Genomic DNA, 20,874 nt, shown 5'->3' with positions numbered 1-20,874 from the left:
AGATAATCAAGGGATATATTAACCTCCTAAATGTCCTTTTTGTAAATTCAAGGATTTGGTTGAATCTTGGCTTCTGGATATGCATTGGAACAAGTTTTGTTTTTTGAAATTAACCTCACACAATAGTGTCACAAACGCCATAACTCAGCGTCACAAAGCCTCAGGCTTCGGGCAACCCCGTCTTGTTTCTTGTTTCTTGGCTCTTGGCTCTTGGCTCTTGGTCCTTTTGTCTCATGTCTTGTGTCTCAAGTCTCAAATCTCACGTCTCAAGTCTCACGTCTAAACAAATGCTTCTAACCGCCATCATCATCTACATAGCCATCACCGTAGCGATAGGTGCCTGGTCTTCGAAGCTGGTTAAAAACTCCAATGACTTTGTGTTGGCAGGGAGGCAATTGCCGCTTTTTTTATCGGCTTCAGCTTTGTTTGCAACTTGGTTTGGTTCTGAGACGATCTTTGGGGCCTCTTCTGAATATCTTGAACACGGACTGCAAGGTGTGATGGAAGATCCTTTTGGAGGGGCATTGTGCCTGGTATTGTTCGGGATGTTTTACCTGAGACCAATGTACAAGATGAATGTCCTGACGATAGGCGATGTGTATAAGCGGATCTTTGGAAAACGGGTTGAGTTTTTTGCTTCCGTTTTTATGATACCCCCATATTTCGGCTATGTAGCTGCACAATTGGTTGCCTTATCTTTGATATTCACTACAGTTGCCGATATCAGTATTGCACAGGGAATAGTCATCAGTGCGGGCATTGTGGTCTTCTATACTTTTTTGGGAGGGATGTGGGCCATTTCGATCACCGATTTCATTCAGACAACCTTGATTGTGGTGGGATTGATTTGGGTAGCGGTATTGGTGAGCGGAAAAGCAGGTGGTGTGATGCCCATCTTGGAATCAGCACCTGAGGGAAGTTTTCAGTTTTTCCCCGATGCCAACCCGATTTCATGGATGAATTATCTAGGGGCTTGGATGATTATAGGTTTAGGAAGTATACCCAGTCAGGACATTTATCAAAGGGTCATGTCCGCCAAGTCAGAAAGAGTCGCTATCCGTTCAGCTTACCTGGCGGGAGGCTTTTATGTAACCATCGGCTTATTGCCTTTATTTATTGCCCTTGGAGCAAAATTCCTGTATCCGGAAATTTACCTTGAAAACAAACAATTGCTTCTCCCGGAAATGGTCCTTAGACATGGCGGAATGCATGTGCAGATTTTATTTTTCGGAGCATTGATTTCAGCCATCATGAGTACAACGAGTTCGGGATTGTTGGCACCATCTGCCATCATCTCAGAAAACTTGATCCGCCCCTATTTTGGAAATAAATTGAAGGAGAAGCATTTTTTGTGGATTTTAAGGATAAATATCGTTACTGTCGCTGTCGTAGCAGTGGTATTGGCCCAATGGAAAACCAATATTTATGAGCTTGTGGCCGGAGCCTCGATATTGATGTTGGTTTCCCTCTTTGTTCCCCTGACAGCAGGGCTTTATTGGAAAAAAGCTTCGGAAATGGGTGCCCTGATGTCCATAGTTTTTGGGATGATAGCGTTTTTGGGTTTTTCTTCTTTAGATTTGCCATTCTATCCCCACTTGCCGGCGACACTTGTCAGTGCAGTTTCTATGGTATTGGGTTCTTTGATTTTCCCTATCAACAAAAAAACCAATGCTACCCTATCCGAAAATAAAACTTCTTAAAAACAAGGAAATCTCCCTCTATCGCAAACACCATTGGATTTTTTCAGGAGCAATAGATACCAAAAGCGACGAACTAAAAAACGGCGACTTAGTACAGGTCTTCAGCGCCAAAGATAAGTTTTTGGGTGTAGGTCATTTTCAATATGGCTCCATCATGGTACGTGTGGCGAGTTTTGAGGAGGAATTGATTGGTTCGGATTTTTGGGTGAAAAAACTCAGCGCAGCTTATCACATGCGTGACAGCATTGGATTGGTCAAAAATCCTGAAACCAATGTATACAGGCTGATTCATGGTGAGGGGGACGGTTTACCAGGTCTGATAATTGATTTCTATAACGGTACAGCTGTCATTCAGACCCATCATGTCGGTATGTACAAGCATGTCAAAGATATCAGTCTTGCGCTGCAAAAAATATATGGCAATGCCCTTCAAGCCGTTTATGAGAAAAGTGCAGAGACTTTGCCAAGAGATATTGGAGTAGAAAACAGGATGCTTTTTGGCACTCCTCAAACCAATATGGTTTTGGAGTATGGCTGCCAATATGAAATAGATTGGGAAAAAGGTCAAAAAACAGGATTCTTTGTGGATCAAAGAGAAAACAGGAAACTCTTTGGCCAGTATAGCAAAGGAAAAAAGGTGTTGAACACATTTTGTTATTCAGGTGGTTTTTCAGTTGCCGCGTTGAAGGAAGGTGCATCAGAAGTTCATTCTGTAGATATCTCTGCTAAGGCAATCGAACTTACGGATAAAAACGTTACTATCAATTCAGGATTTCAAGGCATCCACCAATCCATTGTGGCGGATGTCGTGAAATATATCAAAGAAATTGAAACAGACTATGATATCATAGTCCTTGATCCCCCCGCCTTTGCCAAAAACATTAAATCCAAACACAATGCCGTTCAGGCCTACAAAAGACTCAATGCGGAAGCCTTGAAAAGAATCAAATCAGGCGGGATATTATTTACTTTTTCCTGTTCCCAGGTGGTTGACAAGCAGCTATTTGCCAATACAGTTACCTCAGCGGCCATGGAAGCAGGCAGAAATGTTCGCATCCTGCACTACCTCTCCCAACCTGCTGATCATCCTGTCAATATCTTCCATACCGAGAGTGAGTACTTGAAAGGTTTGGTTTTGTATGTGGATTAGGGGGGGGTAGATTTTAGATCTTAGATCTTAGATTTTAGATTTTAGATTTGAGACCTGCCCGTCGGCAGACAGGTTTTAGATTTGAGGATGGGTTATCCGAAGCTTGTGGCTTTGGATCATTGAGTATTGAGACTCTGGCTCAATTGATGCGAGTTAGAAACTCCCAACTCAACAGTCCGAAGGTACAACCTTCTGACAGCGGCATGTCTCCTCACGTATTCCTAAGACACAACCTTCGGACAACTTAAAAATTATCTTTGCTCCTTGGTGACTTTGCGGGATTTTACCCTAATTTTAAAACAAAAAACTTAAAACATGTATACAGGATTAAAACACTTACACTCTGGACTTGCTTATTTGGCTTTGGCGGCCTTGGCTATTATTTTTATTTATGCATTAATTGGATCTCTTTCGAATAAAACCTATACCGAGAAAGACAGAAAGATAGCCTTGATAGGATTTATTTTGGCGCATGTCCAATTGTTGATCGGACTGATTCTCTACTTTGTCAGTCCACTTGGATTTGCTTTGTTGAAAGCAGGCGGTGCTATGAGTGATAAAGTCGCAAGATTGACTGCATTGGAACACCCTGTGATCAATATTATTGCCATAGTGGTGATTACTATAGGTTACTCTAGAGCAAAAAAATTAACCGAAAGCCGGGCTAAATTCCGTTCCATCTATATGATGTACGCTATTGGTCTGGTTCTGATACTTTCCAGAATCCCTTGGACCAATTGGTTGGGTTAATCAAAAATTCAATAACTCCACAAGGCAGGCAAAAACCTGCCTTTTTTTATTTTTAAAAAATCACCTCAACTTTTTATTCTCCTTATGCCGGTCCCTATCCCGGATATTCTTTTTCTCAAAATTCTTTTGCAGCGCATCCGTCAGGTCAACTCCTGTTTGGTTGGCCAAGCACATCAGGACCCAAAGTACGTCAGCCATTTCATCGGCCATATTGACCTCTTTGTCTGACTCTTTGAAAGATTGCTCTCCGTATTTTCGGGCCATGATTCGGGCCAACTCCCCCACTTCTTCCATCAAAATCGCTGTATTTGTCAATTCATTAAAGTACCTGACACCAACAGTTTTGATCCAGTCATCTACTAGTTTTTGGGCCTCAGCGATAGTAATATCCTTAGACATATAGGCGATTAAAAGTATAGCTTACTATGGTATTTACCCAAGCTTTTGTATTGAAATCATAAATTCTCTGGGGGACCTTCACTTTTATCTGAAATTGATTCAGCATTTCCATTTCTTCAATTCTACCAATTTCCTCAGTAATGGCATTTGAGTTCAAAATAATAAAATCTTTGTTGCCGGCTTCCAGATCCACATTCAATGTTTTCGCAACATTGCTGTATCGAATCAATGGTATATTGTCAGGAAGCGTGGTCAGCAAACCGGGTTCGATGAGATTCATGTTGACCAAATCAGGACTTCCTGCGATTATGGTTAGCTGATTAGCACTGAAGTTGTACCCTTGAGCGTCTTCTACCTGCTTCATGAGATTTGAAGAAACAGTTCCGGTGTTGACAAAATCATATTGACCTTCTGTTTCAATGACAGTCACCACATAATTGCCATAAATACTGATGACAGGTTGTTCATCGTCTTTATCACAGGATAATGCCAGAAAAGTAACCAACAATAAAATTGGAACAATCCCTAATCTCTCAAATCTATTAAACATAATTTTCTCCTTTCTTTTTGGCTTCACTTACAAATTCCCTGAATTTTTTTTCTCCATTCAATTTGCATATCAATAAGACATTCTCTGATTCAGTCACAAGGAAGTCTTCCAAACCTTCGATGACAACAAGTTTTTCGGGACTTACTTTGATAAAACAATTTTTGGTTTCATAGAGAACAGCATTTGCGTCTACTACATTTCCCAATTCATCTTTTTCTTTGGTTTCGTGCAAACTTAACCACGAGCCCAAATCTGACCAACCAAAATCTCCAAGAACGGTATATACTTCATCAGCTTTTTCCATGATACCGTAGTCGATGGAAATGCTTTTCACCAGAGAATATGCTTTTTTTGTAAAAGCCTCTTCCTCAGCCTTGCCAAAATGAACCAGCCCTTCTTCAAAAGCTTCAGCCACATCAGGCATGTGTTTTTCAAAAGCCTTGATGATACTTCTTGCCTTCCAGATAAATATTCCGGAATTCCATACAAAATCACCACTCTCTATAAAGGTCATGGCTAATTTGATAGTGGGCTTTTCAGTGAATGTTTTTACTTTCTTTACTGGATTTCCATGATTACTGATATATTGGATATATCCGTAGCCCGTTTCCGGTCTGTTTGGCCTGATTCCCAAAGTAATTAGCCTATCCTCTTGTTCAGCTGCCTGAAGCGCTATATCCATGGCAGTGTAAAAATTACCCTCCTGAATAATAAGGTGATCAGCGGGGGTGATAATTAATTTGGCATCAGGGTCTTTTTGAAAAATTCTGTAGCTCGCATAAGCCACACATGTCGCAGTATTTCTCCTTAACGGTTCAGTAAGGATTTGATCTGCCGGAACATCAGGAAGCTGTTCACGAACTATATTGTAATATTTTTTAAATGTCACTACATAAAAAGAAGACTTGTCCGATAATTTGATGAACCTGTCGTAAGTCATCTGAAGTAAGGTTCTTCCTGTTCCTAGTATATCCAAAAACTGCTTGGGTCTGCTGTTTCTACTGTATGGCCAAAAACGAGAACCAATACCTCCCGCCATAATTACAATATATGGTTTGTCTTGCATTTTCGTAAATTAAACGATTCCTTCCTTCATAAGATCGTGAATATGAATAAAACCTGCAACGTTTTCACCATTCATCGCTACAAGCTGTGTGATATTAAATTCCTTCATGCGGTTCAATGCTCGGATGGCATACTCGTCCACCGCAATGGATTTCGGATTTAAAGTCATAATATCCTTTGCTACCACTTTGGTAATATCCTGCATTTTTTGAAGCATCCTCCTTAAGTCACCATCTGTAATAATTCCCACGAGATGGTCGTTAGCATCCAAAACTGAGGTTGCGCCCAAACGTTTGCTACTGATTTCCATAATAATTTCTGGCAGCTTGGCATCTTCCCTGACTTTTGGAACCATGTTTTTTGGTACCACGTCCCCTACTGTCAAATACAGTTGCTTCCCAAGTGCTCCCCCGGGATGATATTTGGCGAAATCTTCACTGCTGAATCCTTTTGCTTCCAAAAGGCAAACTGCCAAGGCATCCCCTAGTGCCAAGTGAGCGGTAGTACTTGTTGTCGGTGCAAGGTTGTTTGGACATGCTTCTTCAGAAATAGTAGCATTTAGAACATAATCAGCATGTTCTGCAAGATAACTATCCGTATTGCTTACCAATGCAATGAGTTTGGATCCAAGCCTTTTGAGCAAAGGAACAAGAACTTTTATTTCAGGTGTATTCCCGCTTTTTGAAATACAAATGACAAAATCGTCTTTCTGCACCATCCCAAGGTCACCATGAATGGCATCTGCTGCATGCATAAAAACCGCTGGAGTACCAGTCGAATTCATCGTAGCGACAATCTTATTGGCAATAATAGCACTTTTGCCTATTCCTGTGATTACCACTCTTCCCTTTGAATCCAAAATAGCCTCTACACAGGCCTCAAAGTCATCATCAATATAACTGATTAATTTTTGAATAGCATCTGCCTCCGATTGAAGAACTTTTATGGCGCTACTTTTAATATTTTTTACTAACTTCAAAATTGCTGTCGTTAATCATTAAATTTGTAACAAAGGTATGAAAGAAATCCTTTAAAATTTAATGGATACCGATTGAGGTAACATTGTAATAACATGCAAACTGTGGATCAAAGCGTAAAAGAAAAACTCAAGAAAATTTTTGGTTTCAACCAGTTCCGAGGAACTCAAGAAGCCATTGTGGATAATGTGCTGAATGGTAGAAATACATTTGTCATCATGCCAACAGGAGCCGGCAAATCTCTTTGCTACCAATTTCCGGCTGTAGTCAATGAAGGAACTGCCATTGTCATTTCTCCCTTGATAGCATTAATGAAAAATCAGGTGGATCAATTGAATGCCTTTGGAGTCAATGCCTATTTCCTGAATTCTACCCTCAACAAGTCCGAAACCAACAAAGTCAAAAAGGAGGTGCTTTCAGGTAAAACCAAACTGCTCTATGTAGCACCTGAATCCCTGACCAAGGAGGAAAATGTACTGTTTCTAAAAGAAGCGAATATAAGCTTTGTGGCAATTGACGAGGCACATTGTATTTCAGAATGGGGACATGATTTCAGACCGGAATACCGTAAGATAAAGTCGATAATTGCCCAAATAGGATCAACCCTCCCTATAATTGCCCTTACAGCCACCGCAACACCCAAAGTCCAACAGGACATTCAGCGGAACCTTCAGATGGAAGAGGCTGACCTTTTCAAATCCTCTTTCAATAGGACAAATCTTTATTACGAGGTAAGGCCAAAACATAAGAATGAAACCAAAAAACAGATCATCAAATACATCAAAACCCATAAAGGAAAATCGGGTATCATTTACTGTCTGAGCAGAAAAAAGGTAGAAGAAATAGCCGAATTACTTAGGGTAAATGGGATCAATGCCGCTCCTTATCATGCGGGTTTGGATCAAAGTATAAGGGTCAAAAATCAGGATAATTTTCTGAATGAAGAATTGGATGTCATTGTGGCAACAATAGCCTTTGGTATGGGGATTGATAAGCCGGATGTCCGGTATGTCATCCATTATGATGTTCCAAAATCCCTTGAAGGATACTATCAGGAAACAGGCCGTGCCGGTAGAGATGGATTAGATGGACATTGTCTGATGTTCTACAGATACGATGATATTGTCAAATTGGAAAAATTCAATAAGGATAAGCCTGTTACAGAAAGAGAGAATTCCAAAATCCTATTGGAAGAAATGGCAGCCTATTCTGAAAGTTCTGTTTGCAGAAGAAAAGTATTACTTCATTATTTCGGTGAATATCTTGAAAAAGATTGTGGATTTTGTGACAATTGCAAAAAACCCAAAGATAAATTTGAAGGTATGGATCATCTCCTTTCTGCAATTGCTGCTGTCAAAGAGACCAACAACAGGTTTAACCTAACCCATATCGTCAATGTAATCAGAGGGGAAAGCAATGATTATATCAAAAGCTATGGCCATGACAAGATTTCAGTTTTTGGAAAAGGTAAGGATGAGGATGAGAAATTATGGAGAACTGTAGTCAGGCAGGCCCTGATCATGAATTTTCTGGAAAAGGATATTGAAAATTACGGTATCATCAAAATTTCTGAAAGAGGAGAGAAATTTCTGAAGGATCCCTATGCTGTTTCCTTAAGCAAAGACCATAACTTTGAAGAATTGGAAGAAAGTACTACTGCGGATGATATATCAAGTGGTGGCAAAGCTTATGACGAAAAACTCTTTGAACTTCTCAAGGCCGAAAGGAAAAAGGTAGCCAAATCCAAAAACCTCCCTCCTTATGTCATTTTCCAAGATCCTTCATTAGAGGAAATGGCTACGGTATATCCTACAAGTAAAGATGAATTGGCCCAAATCAATGGAGTCGGAATGGGAAAAGTGACTAAATTCGGTGCACCCTTTCTGAAATTGATTGAAAAATATGTGGACGAAAATGATATCATTACGGCCTCAGATGTAGTCGTGAAAACTGCAGGAAACAGGTCTAAGGTCAAAATATCCATCATACAACAGGTAGACAGAAAAGTCAACTTGGATGAAATTGCCGATAACCTTAACCTTTCCATGTCAGAACTCATAGGGGAAATCGAGCAGATCATTTACAGTGGAACCAAACTCAATATCAATTATTATATTGAGAATATTATGGATGAGGATAGGGAAGATATGCTGCATGATTATTTTATGACAGCGGAATCAGATAATATCAAGGTGGCATTAGATGAATTGGAAGACGAAGACTTTGCAGAAGAAGAAATCAGAGTCTATAGAATCAAGTTTATCTCAGAACATGCCAATTAAAAAAAGAATCTAATTGATGAATATATTATTATTAGGTGGCGGAGGCAGGGAGCATGCATTCGCATGGAAGATTGTAAACAGCCAGAATTGCTCACAGTTATTTGTTGCCCCCGGTAATGCCGGTACTGCTGCTATTGCTAAAAACATACCCATCTCTCCCATTGATTTCCCAGCATTGGCAGAATTTATTTTGAATAATAATATTGAGATGCTAGTGGTGGGACCTGAAGAACCTTTGGTAAAAGGCATTGTGGATTTTTTTCAAAACCACCCTAAATTGGGGTCACTTCCTGTCATCGGTCCCAGTGAAATCGGTGCCAGGCTTGAAGGATCAAAGGATTTTTCCAAAATATTCATGCAAAGACATGGCATTCCCACTGCGGCCTATGAAACTTTTACCAAGGAAGAAATCGAAAAAGGTCTGGATTACCTGAAAAAGCAGTCTCTTCCTATTGTATTGAAAGCAGATGGGCTTGCAGCTGGAAAAGGTGTTTTGATCTGCCATAGTCATGAAGAAGCCGAACTGAATCTCAAAGAAATGCTACTGGAAAGCAAATTTGGTCAGGCATCCTCTAAAGTTGTGGTAGAGCAATTTCTGGATGGGATCGAACTTTCTATATTTGTTGCGACGGATGGTAAAAGTTATAAAATTCTACCCGAGGCAAAGGACTACAAAAGGATTGGCGAAAAAGACACCGGATTAAATACAGGGGGAATGGGTGCTGTAAGCCCGGTTCCTTTTGCTGACGAAGAATTCCTTGCCAAGGTAGAAGATCTGATTGTAAAACCCACCATCAAAGGCCTTGAAGAGGAAGGCATATTTTATACAGGTTTTCTTTTTATAGGTCTGATGAATATAGCTGGCGAACCCTATGTGATCGAATACAATGTCCGAATGGGGGATCCTGAAACCGAGGCTGTCCTACCCAGAATCAAAAGTGATTTTGTAAACCTTTTATATGCGGTGGGTACCAGAAATCTTTCGGATTATCACATGGAAATTCACGAATTCACAAGCACAACGGTTGTGATGGTGGCAGGTGGCTATCCTGGAGCATATGAAAAAGGCCATGAAATCATTGGACTAGACAAAGCCAATAAAGGAAACAAATCCATCATATTCCACGCAGGAACTCAACTCAGTGATTCCGGCAAAGTCCTTACCAATGGAGGAAGGGTGATGGCAGTAACTGGGATTGGGCCGAATTTGGATTTAGCCCTCCAAAATGCGTATCAGACTGTATCAGAAATCTGCTGGGAAGATTTATATTTCCGGAAAGATATCGGTCAGGATATTCTTAATTTAAAAATCAAATCCAATTAACGAGGAGACAAATCTCCCTTAGTATATATAATTATGGCAGGATGTAGTAGCTGCTCGACGTCCACAGGAACAAGTGGGGGCTGTAACAATAACGGCACATGTGGTACGAGCGATTGTAATAAAATGAACGCTTTTGATTGGTTGTCCCATATGGGAATCCCAACCGTCGATAAGTTTGATATTGTTGAAGTCAAATTCAAAGGAGGTAGAAAAGAGTATTACCGCAATGTGGATTTTATTCCACTGACCACGGGAGATCCAATAGTGGTAGATGTGCCAAATGGGCACCATATCGGTTATGTTTCCCTACAAGGAGAGCTGGTTCGACTTCAGATGCAGAAGAGAAAAATCAAGAATGATGACAATATTCTGCGCATCTATAGAGTGGCTAATCAAAAAGATCTTGAAAAATGGGAGGAAGCAAAAAACAGGGAAATCCCTACACTCTACAGGACCAAACAGATCATCGATGAACTAAAACTTGAAATGAAGCTTTCTGATGTAGAGTTTCAATCAGACAATTCCAAAGCAACATTTTTTTACTCTGCTGAAGACAGGGTGGATTTCAGGGAATTGATCAAAATTTTGGCCTCAGAGTTTAAAATCCGGGTTGAAATGAGACAAATTAGTCTCAGGCAAGAAGCAGGAAGATTGGGCGGAATAGGCGTCTGTGGACGTGAACTATGTTGCTCTACGTGGATATATGAATTTAAGAGTGTCAACACCTCAGCCGCGAGATATCAGAACCTTTCACTCAATCCCTCCAAACTATCAGGACAATGTGGAAGGCTGAAATGCTGTCTGAATTATGAATTGGATACCTACATGTCTGCACTCAGCGATATACCCGAAGTAGATAAGCCTCTGCTGACAGAAGCAGGTTCGGCCAAACTTCAAAAAACAGACATCTTTAGGAAACTGATGTGGTTTAGTTATAACAATGACAACAACTGGCATTCCATCACTTGTGATCGGGTAAGGGAGATTCAGGAACTCAATTCGAAAGGAACTAAACCTACGGATCTAAAAAACAACCATACAAGGGATATTGAAGATCAGATTTCAAAATCAAACCTTGAATTGGAAATTTTGGACAAAAAATTCAGCAAGAATAAAAGAACCAAAAAGAAAAAGAAAAGCCGAGGTGATGGAAATAGTCCTGCTTTAAATAAGGAGGCAGGCAATCCCGAGCCTCAAAGGCAGAAAAACAATCCAAATCAAAATCAAAAAAGGAGGAACAATCCATCTGGTCGAATACCAAGAACCAATCCGCCACAACAAAGCGCTGCCTCAAAGCCTGCATCTCCTCAATCCCAAGAAGGTGGGTCTGAACAAAAACCAAAAAATAAAAGAAACAATAAAAGAAGGTTTAACCCAAAGAATAAAGGTGACCAAAACACAGGTCAATAAGTTCTTTATTTGATAATTAGAAGTTTATAAACTAAAACAATTGGTATCATATCAATAAATATGACTTTAAAACCCAAAGTTATCTCCCTTCTACTATGTGTTTTGATGTTTGGCTGTGACAATAGCCGAATCTTTGAAAAATATCAGGGAATGGAAACAGGTTCATGGAACATAGCCGATACAGTTTCATTTGACTTACCCAAGATTTCTGCCACAGACAAAGCCATTGTAGCCATCAAATACAACGATGACTATGAATTCAGAAACCTTTACCTGACATATATTCTCAAGGACAGTCTTGACCTAATAATTGAATCCCAATTATTGGAAATTCCTCTTTTTGATCATAAATCAGGTAAGCCGGTGGGGTCTGGTTTTGGAAATACATTTACCAAATATGACACCCTTCCTTTGTCCGGAATTAAGCCCTTTATCAAAATCGAATTATTGCAGTACATGAGAGTGGATGAAATAGCCGGTATTGAGGCTGTTGGGGTTAAGTTTGTGAAGTGATTGTTGTCAGATGTCGGGTGACCGATGTTCTGGAGAAGCGAGAGAATGGAAGCGAGATACGAGACCTGCTTTACGGTCAGGTTTTCAAACCCCTAAAAGCGGTTTTTCCATCCAATATTGTCGGCTAAAATAAAATCTATAAGGCCATCCCTTTTCTTTCAATTGTAAAGGATGATAGACAAATGCTTCCTTGGAACCCAAGGCATCGTAAAGTCTTTGGTCATCAGTAAGTATTGCCTCTGCATAAATCCCCTTCTCCCTTAAAGCCAAATCCATTAAACTTGATGACGGGTATCTTTCCAATTCATAGCCACCATTGGAGCCTTGGATTTTGTCTCTCAAAGACCATGTGTTGTCAAATCTATAGGTAGGCGCTACAGGAATATCTAAAGATTCCCCTTTGCTGACATTTTTGACAAAGTCAATATAATCCCTCAACATACTTATGCCTTCATTTTTCAATTGGTCATGATTAAAATCCTTTGGTCTCAGACTTGTCACAACTGTAATATTATTTTTGGCCCGCGTAATTGCCACATTCAGTCGGTTGACTCCTCCTCTTTTGGAAAGCATTCCAAAATTAGCAATCAATTTACCTTTCTTGTTTTTGGCATATCCAATACAGAGAATCACCCAATCAAATTCATCCCCCTGCACATTTTCAATATTTTTTATGGTAAGTTTTTCATTTTTGATTTCATCTTCCCCATTGACCGATTCCTGTATCAATTCCATTTGGAAAAAATTAAACGTAATCACACCAATTGAATACGATGGGTGATGTAGTTGAATATATTTAATTTCCTCGATCACAGCATTCGCCTCTTCTTTGTTGGTCTGTTTATCCCATATTCCCTCTACCCTTACCAATTTGAAAGGAGATACTTTTGAGTTGACAAGCTGTAACTTTGCAAGCATCTTCAGCCTATTTTCATAAAAGTGTTGATTAGAAAAATGTATCAATGCAAGCTGTGCGCTACGGTAATGACCTTGCAACCAGAATTTCTGAAAAAATCCGGATGCCAGTTCCAAAAGAGATTCAGTCTCTGTTTCAATACCTTCATCTTCCGATTCCATTCTGACCTGATACAGGTCAAAGGGACGTAATTGATTGGAATCTCCCGCTATAACTGTTTGCTTTCCCCTTAACATGGCCGGAAGTCCCCGTTCTACATAACATTGGGAAGACTCATCAAAAATCACAAGATCAAATGACTGTTTCAAGGGGAAAAGGGCCGAAACAGTTTCCGGTGATGCCAGCCAACAAGGAATCAGGTTAAAGATTTCATCTTCAAATGATTCAACAAGTTTTTTAATACTCCAAATTCTTTTTTGTTTACTAACTTGATGACTGAGCTCCCTATAAGTCAAGAGATTATTGAGCCTGTTAAACTCAAGATTTTTGTAAGTGAATTCTCTGACCCTAATATCTGCGATATACTTTGAAAGCTTCCATTTTTCGACAACAGCATCCATCAATTCTTCTTGCATGTTGATGGTTTTGGAAGATACTACCTCTGTCAATATAGGATATTTGGTTTCAATATGGCCTATCCAGCTCATTTTAAGTCCTGAAAGAAATAATGCCTTTAGCTCCTCAAAACTCCGCTCAGGATAAGTGGAGAGCAATTTATCCATAACATTGATATCCTGTGCCTTTAACCTTTTTCTCAATCTGTCAAAGTGAACCATTTCATCAAAGATCTCTGGTACCTGATCCTGAACCTCAACTATTTCATCCCCCAATCCCCTTGCCATCAAATGTTGGATCTGAATTTTGCCTAGGTACAAAGACCAATAAGGCATCTTCTCTTCCAACACCTGCAGGTGTTTGAGAACTCTATCAACCCTTTTCAAAAATGCTTCCCCTGAATCTACTTTTACCTTCAGGAAACCGCTTAATCCACCAAGATCATGCATGGCAAATTTCGCCTTTACAGCCTCTTTATAAATGGTGGATATATGATTGAATGTGGTATAATCAAAAGGTTTGTCAGGAAGCGTGATCCATTCTTTGTCGTTTAATAAGGTAAACTGATGGTTGAGGTTCATCCTGTTTTCCAGTTTTTTGATCAATATTTTTACGCCATAATTGCTGTTTTCTAGATCATTCAAGATTAAAATTCTATAAATCGGCAGAAATCTCTTTTTCTTCCAGATTAAAGGAAAATGTTTTCTCCATCCTTTTTTCCTTGCCAAAAACTCAATGGCCAACTTCATTAATCCCTCTGCCTCTCTGTCAAGGCTATTCCACTCCACACCTTCATCAGATAAAAGGGATTTGATGGCATCCAACTTGTGTTCCAGCCACAATAGATCAATCTCTGTTTTGAGTATATTTTTTAGTGACCAAAAACGATCCAAACTTTCCTGATGATGCAATAGTTGGATGAGTTCTTCCAACTTGGATTTTTGCTCATAAAAAGAAAACAGAAATGATGGGTCATAATCCTCAAGATCTGAAAAATCATTTTCAAAATTTTCCTTGACTTCCCTAATTTCAAGAAAAACTTCTTGTATCCTTTTTGAAACTACCGGGTCAAAGCCACTAAAATCTACCCTATGCAACCAAAATGATTCTGGATTTTGGTATTTTTTGAAGTATCGCTCGTAATCTTTGAAATCCCGAAGAAAATCATTTACCCTACCTGCATGGAATTTTCGATAATATTGATTCATGTCAAATGACTCTTCCGATAGCTTTGAACCCAAATAAAGTTCCTTTACAGGAACTCCGCATTCTTCGGTATTGAACAAGGCTTTTTTTAATGAGCTGAAATAATCCGAATTATGATCAATTAATCTGGATATTTGGGCAAACTTCCTTTCAAGCTGAATGGCGTCAATCCCACGGTTTAACTCTTGGTAGTTATCGATTGACCTAACCTGACTGAGAATCTTTTTATATAGTTCCTTTCTATCTGACCTAAAATCATGAACCAATGCCAAAAATGCCTCGAAGCCTTCAGAAGCAAGGCGTTTAAAAACCACATCCAAAGCTGCTCTTTTTTGCGAAACAACCAACACTCTTTTTCCCCGGGCAATATAATCAATGACCAAGTTGCTGATCAATTGGGATTTTCCGGTACCGGGAGGACCTTCTACCACGCAGGATCTACCTTCTCTTACAGCTTTGATAACTTCTTCCTGACTGGAATCTAAGGGAAATACGGTATAGAGCTGATCCTCTCTGATGGGATTTGACTGTATTTCTTTGGGTGCAAACCATTGATGAAAAAGGTGATCTAGGCCAGGAAAATCATGCTGGACTTTCAATTGCTCATAATCCTGAATAAGGAAGCTGGTTTTCTGTGAAAATTGCCCCATTACAGCATAAGGCTTTAGCTGAAGTTTTCCCAACTGCATTTTTTCTTCATCAAGGCTTTTGGTGGAATCAGGAAATGTATCCAACTTGTTTTCATACAGCTCTCTGGAAAAATTCAGTGAGAATTCCTGATCAAGAAATACATACAATTCATTCCTAAATGAAACTGAATCCGAAGAAAAATTTTCAAGTGGATTTTCATCTCCAAACTTATTGGGATCCTTACCATAAGCTTGGGAATATGCCAATACAAAGGCCTTGTTCAAAAAAGGACCATCCCCATTATTTCTTGTTAAATGCCATAAGCTCTCTTCGGCTTTGATTTCAATAGGAAAAAACATCAATGGGCATCTGATCACTTGCCCGGTGATCATCTTCCCTTCTACATATGGCCAACCCACGTATAGACTTTTTTCTCCTGTTTCTGCCTCTGCAACCTTAACCAAATGCTGCAGTTTTTTGATTCGGGTTGAGAGCAAATTGGTATGCTTATCCCTGGGATCTGACAGCGGAAATAAGGGAAGTCTGTTTTTTTTACCGATGAGTTCTTCAATATAACCAAAGGCTGGAAGGTTGTTTACAAAATCAAAATCCTTCAGGTCAATCATTTGACCTGATATCAGCCTGGAAAGATAGATGGACCTGTTCCGACTGGAAAGATCTACCAATCTATTGAGGTATACCTGAAGAACATCTTTAAGCATAAGGTATTATTTGAACGGAGAATCTTTTTCCTTTGCCATATGGTTATACACAACTCCATCCATGATACCAGGAATCCATTTATTTAAAAACACAGCCAGCTTACCTTGTCCCGTCAATACAATATCTCTTTTTCTCGCTAGGGTAGCTTTTAAAATCTCCTGAGCCACCTCCTCTGAAGACATCATTTTTTTCTCTTCTCTCGGCGATTCTCCCTGCACTGTGCCATCGGCTGTGAGGGCATTATTCCGGATATTGGAAGCTGTAAATCCCGGGGAAGCTACCAACACATGTACACCTTTTTTCATCACTTCAGTTCGCAAGGACTCAAAAAATCCATTCATGGCATATTTGCTTGCTGTGTAAGCAGTGCGGGCCGGAGTTCCCCGATAGCCATTGATAGAAGAAACACCTACTATACTACCCTTACTTTTTAATATGTGGGGAAGGCAAAATTTGGTGGCATAGACTGTTCCCCAAAAATTGGTATTCATCACTTGATGGAACACCTCAAGATCCAGGTCTTCAAATAATGCACGCATTGAAATCCCGGCGTTATTGATCAATATATCAATCCCACCATAATGTCTGATGGCCTCATCAGTCATTTTTTGGTTATCTTCCAAAGATCCTGCATCAGCCAAAACCCCTACTGCAGAAATACCTTGATTTTGTAATCTGTGAAGGACATTGTCAAGCTTCACTTGAGAACGTCCAGTAATGAGAATTTTTGCACCCTGTCCTCCAAAAACAAAAGCACAAGCCTCTCCAATTCCCGAGGTTGCACCTGTTATAATTACTACTTTATCCTTTAATTTCATTTTTATCGGTGATTTCACCCTAAAGATAAAAATTTAGGAAAAAGTCCTTACCTAATCGAAATGTTTTTAGGTTTTTTTAAATGATTTTAATATAAATAGGGAATTTCTTGAAGCCAAGTAATTTTGTCAGATGCTTATATATTCCAAATAAACCATTGATTTGGATTCAATATCCACAAATATCCAGTATCTACAAATATCTTATCCAGTTCAAGAGCCAATGCCATCCCTGATAAAAAAAGCAGATACCCCAAATCAATCTCAATCCCAAATGACCTTGGGAGACTTATAATAGTTAAGTCCCATAGCATCCCACCTTCTTCCATGCTTTTTGATCCTTGTACTGAAAGAATCCCAACTTCTGAGATCTTTGGACGTCCAGGCTATTTCTGCTATGGCCGGTAGTCTTGGAAAAGTCAGAAACTCCATATCTGCCCTGCTTCTAAGGGTTTCTGCCCATAATGGCGCCTCTACTCCAATAATATTTTCTCTTTTGATGTTTTCATTCAATTCGGTAGGATCCCAATTGTACGCATCATCCAATTCAATCAAAGCAGCCCAGGTATATCCAATTTGGGTAGTAGTATCATATTTCATATCCAAGTATGCTTTTTTTGATGGTGAAATCAATACCTGTGCACCCTGTTCGATGGCCATTACGGCGTTTTCTTCTACCGCCCAAAATTGCGCAACACTGCTGGGAAGCAATTTAGCATGTGCCACCTCATCCCATCCCATGGTTCTCTTACCGTATTTGGTGACCAAGTCCTGCGCCCTTTCTATAAAGGGGATATAATCCTCCATAGCAGTAACATGGGATTCATCACCTCCGATATGGATAAAAGGCCCTGGTGTGATTTCAGCCAATTCCCTGATCACATCTTCAACAAATTGGTATGTGATGGGCTTTTTGGTATCCAAAGTGCTGAAGCCAACTTCTGTACCTGTGTACAAAGGAGTAGCCATGCCATCCACTCCGATATTGGTTCTATCATAAGGTAAAGCTCCTTTTTCCGGTACTATGATTCCGGGATTCAATTGTCCATAAGAAGCCAAAGCCGAGTTGGTATGTCCCGGCATATCAATCTCGGGAACTATCGTTATAAATTTATCCTGAGCATATTTAACGATTTCCTTATAATCCTCTTGAGTGTAAAAGCCGCCCTCACCACCTCCAACTTGGGTGCTTCCTCCAATTGTAGTCAACAGTGGCCAAGACTTGATTTCTATCCTCCATCCCTGATCATCTGAAAGGTGAAGGTGAAGAAAATTGATTTTGTAAAGTGCAATCAGGTCAATCAGGTGCTTCACATCTTCAACCGGAAAAAAATGTCTCGCTACATCCAGCATCATTCCTCGATAAGCATATTCCGGTTTGTCTTCAATTGTTCCGGTTGGAATTATAAACCTATTGTTTGTACCTTTTAATTCCTCCCCATCTGTTGGAATTAACTGCGTAAAGGTCTGTGCCGCATAAAACAATCCTGCAGGTTTAGATGCCGTTATTCTGATTTTATCTTTCTTGATATCAATTTTATAAGCCTCCTCTCCCTGGCCAAAACTTGGGTTCAATTCAAATACAATTGCATCCTCCTGATCTTGGTCCGCAGAACCGAGATTTAAACCAGTGAGGTGGTATACACTACTTTTGAAATTCTCAGCAATTAAAACCATCTGCGATTGGTCACCTATGGCAACAATTTTAGTATTGCTGTTTAAAGCGAACCTTCCCTCACTATCAAGGACAGAGGCCGGTAGAGGAATTATACTGTGCGTGCTTAAGGGCACTACTTTCTCCTCCGAGCAGGAAGCAAAGCTGAATGCAATCAACGCTACAAGAACTGAGGAAATACTTCTGAATATTTTCATAGATTAAGGTGGGTTTGTCATTGGATTAAGCTATAAACTTAAATAAAATTTTTAAATAAGATTTTACCATTTAATAAATTGTTTGACTAATAATTAACTCCATCCATTTATCCCATTTATTTTCCTTATTTCCTAAATCAAAAGATAAATGAACCCTAAAACCGATTTTTTAAATAAATTGGATTTTTTAAAAGTCATACTTCCAATAATCATTCAAACAATAGACCTGATGAAAAAAGAATCAATAACAGAAAAAGATAAATCAAGAAGGGGCTTTATCAAAGCATCTGCTACTGCTATTGCAGGGTTTTATTTTGTCCCAAGGCACGTTTTGGGAGGTCCTGGTTTTGTAGCCCCATCAGACCGGTTGAGAGTAGCAGGGATTGGTGTAGGAGGAATGGGAAGTGGTGATGTAAGGGGAGTGTTCAACAGTGGAAAAGCTGATTTTATAGCATTGTGTGATGTGGATGATTCACGGGCAAAAGGCAGTGTTGCAGCACATCCCAAAGCAAAATATTATCGGGACTTTCGAACAATGCTAGACAAAGAACATAAAAATATTGATGCGGTCACAGTCTCTACTCCCGACCACATGCACGCCATACAAGCAATGGCAGCAATGCAGTTGGGTAAGCATGTCTATGTACAAAAACCACTTACCCACGATATTTATGAGGCGAGGATGCTAACTGAAGCAGCAGAAAAATATAAAGTAGTTACCCAAATGGGCAATCAAGGCTCTTCAGGTGAAGGTGTCAGGAAAATGGTGGAATGGTATAATGCCGGATTGATTGGTGAAGCTACCAAGGTTTGGAGTTGGACTGACAGACCTGTATGGCCACAGGGAATTCCTTGGCCAAGTGACAATGCCACACCTCCTGCAGACTTGGATTGGGATTTATGGTTGGGCACGGCACCTTACAAAGACTATGTCCCCAATCTGATTCCTTTCAATTGGAGAGGTTGGTGGGATTATGGTACAGGCGCTTTGGGAGATATGGCTTGTCACATCATGGAACCACCTTTCAGGGTTTTGGGATTAGGATATCCTGAGTCTGCTGAGTGCAGTGTAGGATCTGTATATGTTGGAGAATTCCAAAGAGGATATTTCCCGGACAGCTGCCCACCTTCTTCGCACATTACTTTAAGGTTTAAAAGAGAAGGAAAAGAAGACCTAAGCTTCCATTGGATGGATGGCGGCATTCAGCCTTCAAGACCGGAAGAATTGGGTCCAAATGAAGTGATGGGGGATGGTGGCAATGGGGTCATCATAGAAGGTACTAAAGGTAAAATGATGTGCGGCACTTATGGAAGAGATCCAAAACTCTTGCCGACATCTTTAACAGAAGAAATAAATGTCCCTCAAACCTTGTATAGGGTGCCCGAGGGAGATAGAGGACATTATAACAATTGGGTAGAAGCTTGTATTGGTGGATATGGAAGTCAAGAGTACGACCGGTTGAGTTCACCGTTTTCTATTGCCGGTCCTTTAACCGAATCTGTGTTAATGGGAAATCTTGCCATCAGAAGCAATGATTATAGAATGCCAAGACCTGATGGTTCCAATAGGTTTGATTATCCCGGCAGAGGTATCAAATTGATTTGGGATGGACCAAATATGAACATCACCAATTTTGAACCTGCCAATCAGTTTGTGAAGAGGGAGTATAGGGAAGGTTGGAGGCTTGGAAAAGGATAAGGGATGAAGGATTTCCAAGTCTTAGGGTAGAGACTCCCCGAATCCCGATAGCTATCGGCCCGGGGCAGGCTTTCCTAGGTCAGAGTGACGGGTCCTAAGTTTATGTCATCAGTTGGCAAAAAGGATGTCAGCATCAATGCGCACCAATAATCCCTTGATTCATGGCTCCTAGTACTTGTCTTTGGGCCCTGGATTCCTAATTCTTATTTCTTGGCTCCCTGATACTCGGGGCAGACTATGTTTCTTGGCTCCCCGATACTCGGGGCAGGCTTTGGCTCTTGTTTGTGCATCCCTGATTAGTGTTGACCGTTTTGTGATTGAATTATATTATTAAATAT

Annotated in this window: 15 protein-coding genes; 8 read left to right on the top strand and 7 right to left on the bottom strand. The window is 40.0% G+C overall.

The window, feature by feature from the left end; translation table 11 throughout:
- The first annotated feature begins 287 nt into the window (after nt 1-287).
- The 3 genes from HMJ38_RS15315 to HMJ38_RS15305 all read left to right on the top strand — a co-directional run bounded on the left by HMJ38_RS15315 (nt 288) and on the right by HMJ38_RS15305 (nt 3,600).
- The gene (locus HMJ38_RS15315) at nt 288-1,700 is read left to right on the top strand and encodes a sodium:solute symporter family protein (protein ID WP_194975294.1); all 1,413 of its coding nucleotides are present in this window, start codon (nt 288-290) and stop codon (nt 1,698-1,700) included.
- The gene (locus HMJ38_RS15310; protein WP_194975293.1) at nt 1,669-2,850 is read left to right on the top strand and encodes a class I SAM-dependent rRNA methyltransferase; all 1,182 of its coding nucleotides are present in this window, start codon (nt 1,669-1,671) and stop codon (nt 2,848-2,850) included. The genes HMJ38_RS15315 and HMJ38_RS15310 overlap by 32 nt, the downstream gene beginning before the upstream one ends.
- Nucleotides 2,851-3,165: 315 nt before the next feature.
- On the top strand, nt 3,166-3,600 hold the full coding sequence (locus tag HMJ38_RS15305; RefSeq protein WP_194975292.1) for a hypothetical protein: 435 nt from the start codon (nt 3,166-3,168) through the stop codon (nt 3,598-3,600).
- Nucleotides 3,601-3,660: 60 nt separating this feature from the next.
- Here the strand turns inward: HMJ38_RS15305 and HMJ38_RS15300 are convergent, their stop codons facing one another.
- From HMJ38_RS15300 to HMJ38_RS15285, 4 genes are read right to left on the bottom strand one after another with little or no spacing between them, the layout of a single operon-like run.
- The gene (locus tag HMJ38_RS15300) at nt 3,661-3,999 is read right to left on the bottom strand and encodes a nucleotide pyrophosphohydrolase (protein ID WP_194975291.1); all 339 of its coding nucleotides are present in this window, start codon (nt 3,997-3,999) and stop codon (nt 3,661-3,663) included.
- Nucleotides 3,992-4,549, bottom strand: a complete 558-nt coding sequence (locus tag HMJ38_RS15295; protein ID WP_194975290.1) for a hypothetical protein — start codon at nt 4,547-4,549, stop codon at nt 3,992-3,994. Before HMJ38_RS15295 ends, HMJ38_RS15300 begins: the two co-directional genes overlap by 8 nt.
- On the bottom strand, nt 4,542-5,615 hold the full coding sequence (locus HMJ38_RS15290; protein ID WP_194975289.1) for a mannose-1-phosphate guanylyltransferase: 1,074 nt from the start codon (nt 5,613-5,615) through the stop codon (nt 4,542-4,544). Before HMJ38_RS15290 ends, HMJ38_RS15295 begins: the two co-directional genes overlap by 8 nt.
- 9 nt (nt 5,616-5,624) lie before the next feature.
- Entirely contained in the window at nt 5,625-6,593 is a 969-nt protein-coding gene (locus HMJ38_RS15285; protein ID WP_194975288.1) for a KpsF/GutQ family sugar-phosphate isomerase, read from the bottom strand.
- Nucleotides 6,594-6,695: 102 nt separating this feature from the next.
- On the opposite strand from HMJ38_RS15285, the gene recQ reads away from it, so the two are divergent.
- From recQ to HMJ38_RS15265, 4 genes are read left to right on the top strand one after another with little or no spacing between them, the layout of a single operon-like run.
- Nucleotides 6,696-8,873 (top strand): DNA helicase RecQ, encoded by a 2,178-nt coding sequence (gene recQ / locus HMJ38_RS15280; RefSeq protein ID WP_194975383.1) that lies wholly within the window; start codon nt 6,696-6,698, stop codon nt 8,871-8,873.
- Nucleotides 8,874-8,889: 16 nt separating this feature from the next.
- The gene (gene purD / locus HMJ38_RS15275; RefSeq protein ID WP_194975287.1) at nt 8,890-10,197 is read left to right on the top strand and encodes a phosphoribosylamine--glycine ligase; all 1,308 of its coding nucleotides are present in this window, start codon (nt 8,890-8,892) and stop codon (nt 10,195-10,197) included.
- Between the two features lie 33 nt (nt 10,198-10,230).
- Nucleotides 10,231-11,607 (top strand): PSP1 domain-containing protein, encoded by a 1,377-nt coding sequence (locus tag HMJ38_RS15270; protein ID WP_228780084.1) that lies wholly within the window; start codon nt 10,231-10,233, stop codon nt 11,605-11,607.
- 60 nt (nt 11,608-11,667) lie between these two features.
- On the top strand, nt 11,668-12,120 hold the full coding sequence (locus HMJ38_RS15265) for a gliding motility lipoprotein GldH (protein WP_194975286.1): 453 nt from the start codon (nt 11,668-11,670) through the stop codon (nt 12,118-12,120).
- An 84-nt stretch (nt 12,121-12,204) separates the two neighbouring features.
- Here HMJ38_RS15265 and HMJ38_RS15260 read toward each other — a convergent pair whose 3' ends face one another.
- The 3 genes from HMJ38_RS15260 to HMJ38_RS15250 all read right to left on the bottom strand — a co-directional run bounded on the left by HMJ38_RS15260 (nt 12,205) and on the right by HMJ38_RS15250 (nt 18,837).
- On the bottom strand, nt 12,205-16,149 hold the full coding sequence (locus HMJ38_RS15260; RefSeq protein WP_194975285.1) for an AAA domain-containing protein: 3,945 nt from the start codon (nt 16,147-16,149) through the stop codon (nt 12,205-12,207).
- 6 nt (nt 16,150-16,155) lie between these two features.
- Nucleotides 16,156-16,968 (bottom strand): SDR family oxidoreductase, encoded by an 813-nt coding sequence (locus HMJ38_RS15255; RefSeq protein WP_194975284.1) that lies wholly within the window; start codon nt 16,966-16,968, stop codon nt 16,156-16,158.
- Nucleotides 16,969-17,229: 261 nt separating this feature from the next.
- Nucleotides 17,230-18,837 carry a beta-N-acetylhexosaminidase gene (locus HMJ38_RS15250; RefSeq protein ID WP_194975283.1) on the bottom strand — a complete coding sequence of 536 codons (1,608 nt, stop codon included), beginning with the start codon at nt 18,835-18,837 and terminating at the stop codon, nt 17,230-17,232.
- Nucleotides 18,838-19,066: 229 nt separating this feature from the next.
- Here HMJ38_RS15250 and HMJ38_RS15245 point away from each other — a divergent pair, with 229 nt between their 5' ends.
- A complete protein-coding gene (locus HMJ38_RS15245; RefSeq protein WP_194975282.1) occupies nt 19,067-20,536 on the top strand; it encodes a Gfo/Idh/MocA family protein in 1,470 nt (489 codons plus the stop codon).
- Nucleotides 20,537-20,874 lie beyond the last annotated feature (338 nt).

Source organism: Aquiflexum lacus (assembly GCF_015476655.1).
Classification (GTDB): Bacteria; Bacteroidota; Bacteroidia; order Cytophagales; family Cyclobacteriaceae; genus Aquiflexum; species Aquiflexum lacus.
This window is presented reverse-complemented; position numbering and strand designations above follow the sequence as displayed.